A 1,760-nucleotide genomic window follows, 5' to 3' on the forward strand; every position below is an offset into this window, starting at 1 on the left:
CTCATGAGTGCTCGGTTATATGCGGGCCAATTGGTTGTGCGGTAGATTTTGTGTGTAGGCTTCTTCATTTGAAAATTATATCGCTGAAAAAGCCTTTACAGATAGGTTTGTGCAACAAAGCCTTGATAACCTGTCATCGGTACAAGTTGATATTAATAACAATCATCAAAATTGGTTGTTATTTAATGAGCAACAAGGTATGCGTCAAAGTCTAAATGAGAATTTAGTACCAGAAAGATTCTTTAATGACCCAAATAGTACACAGAAAAATGTAGATGGTATTAGTGCAGCTAAAGCAATTAAACTAGCAGCTGAGCAAGGTCAAAAGATTTATCAAATAGATCGAAATAATATTAATACGATATTACCAAACCTCAATCATGATTCACAGGTAATTGCAGATATTCGTAATGCAGTTGCTGCTGGAAAAGTTGTAACTACCACTGAAAAGAGTATTAATTTTTATGGATGGCAAGGTAGTGGTTATATTATTCTAGATCCGAATACAGGAAGTGGAGCTTATATGATTAGCGGTGGATTGAATGGAGGATTTGCTTATTTTATGGGAGTAATGGTTGCTGCTTTACTTCTTACAGCAATTATAGCTTTATTCGCTACGAATCCTTTGGGTGCAGTTATGGGAGCCGCTATGATTGCTGGATTAGAGGCTTTAATAGCCACAGTACTATGGGGTATTCTTGCTTATTTAACTGTAAATGATAGCAAATGTTTTATTGCTGGATTCAAAAGTGCTATATCAGTTGCTACCTTTGGGCTTGGTAAAAAACTTGTCGAACGTATTATGGCAGGATTAGTAGGTATTACATTAGCTCATACTCTTTATGATGATGCAAAAACATGTATAGCAAATTAATAATAAGGAATTAAATGAATAAACATTATATATCTCTTATTATTGTGGCATTTAACATGATATATTTTGGTTATAATTCTGAATATAATTTATCCAAAGAATTATTTCTTTGGATATGTAATATCATATTATTTGTTATACTGACTAATAAAAAATAGTATTTTATTAATAACTTTTAATTTATTAAATATGGTTTCCATTGCAATGTAATGGAAACCTGGAATTTTTAAAATAATCGTAATATAATCTAAATAATATAGAAGGTTTTGAATAAGCCCTTATAAATATTAGTATTTATATATGAATTTCTGGTGAAGCTTATTTAATTTTGGAAATATATTTATTGATATAAGATGAATTATTGTATTAAATAATTTTTTTGAAAAATCTCTTTACTATCTCAATAAAATTAGCTTATATATCTAGAAAATTAAGTTTGAAGCTAGTCATAATTTAAGAAGATATTGTTTTCGAATTGTGTCTATAGTTCTTTTTGCAGATTGCTTGGTTCTTATAAAATTCTACTTCAATTTATATAGACCACTATTAGGTTATTTAAATAATAGAAAAATTTATGGTTTTATTTTGAAATATATCTTCCTATCTATGATAGTTTAAGGAAATAATTATTTATTAATATAAATCAAATAAATATTATAAAAAATTATAAATTATTAGTGTGAATAATTTATTTATCTACTATTTTTAAAGAAGTGAAAAATTCCAAATAAAATCTATAAAAACTTCTGTAGAACTATTGGTAGTGTTCAAAAAACTGTGTCATTTCCTTAAACTGTTAAAAACAGGAATGATGCATTATGGCAACTACATTTGATTTTGAAACAGCCTTAAAACAACTCCAGTCAGGACAAGCACTGACTGGAGA

General features: G+C 28.2%; 1 protein-coding gene. It reads left to right on the forward strand.

The annotated features are described in order from the left end of the window. The first annotated feature begins 109 nt into the window (after window positions 1–109). A complete protein-coding gene (locus FTT91_RS14465) occupies window positions 110–874 on the forward strand; it encodes a hypothetical protein (protein ID WP_180169699.1) in 765 nt (254 codons plus the stop codon). Window positions 875–1,760: the final 886 nt, after the last annotated feature.

Origin of the sequence: Acinetobacter sp. YH12021, assembly GCF_013420145.1 — a bacterium.
In the GTDB taxonomy this organism is placed as follows: Bacteria; Pseudomonadota; Gammaproteobacteria; order Pseudomonadales; family Moraxellaceae; genus Acinetobacter; species Acinetobacter towneri.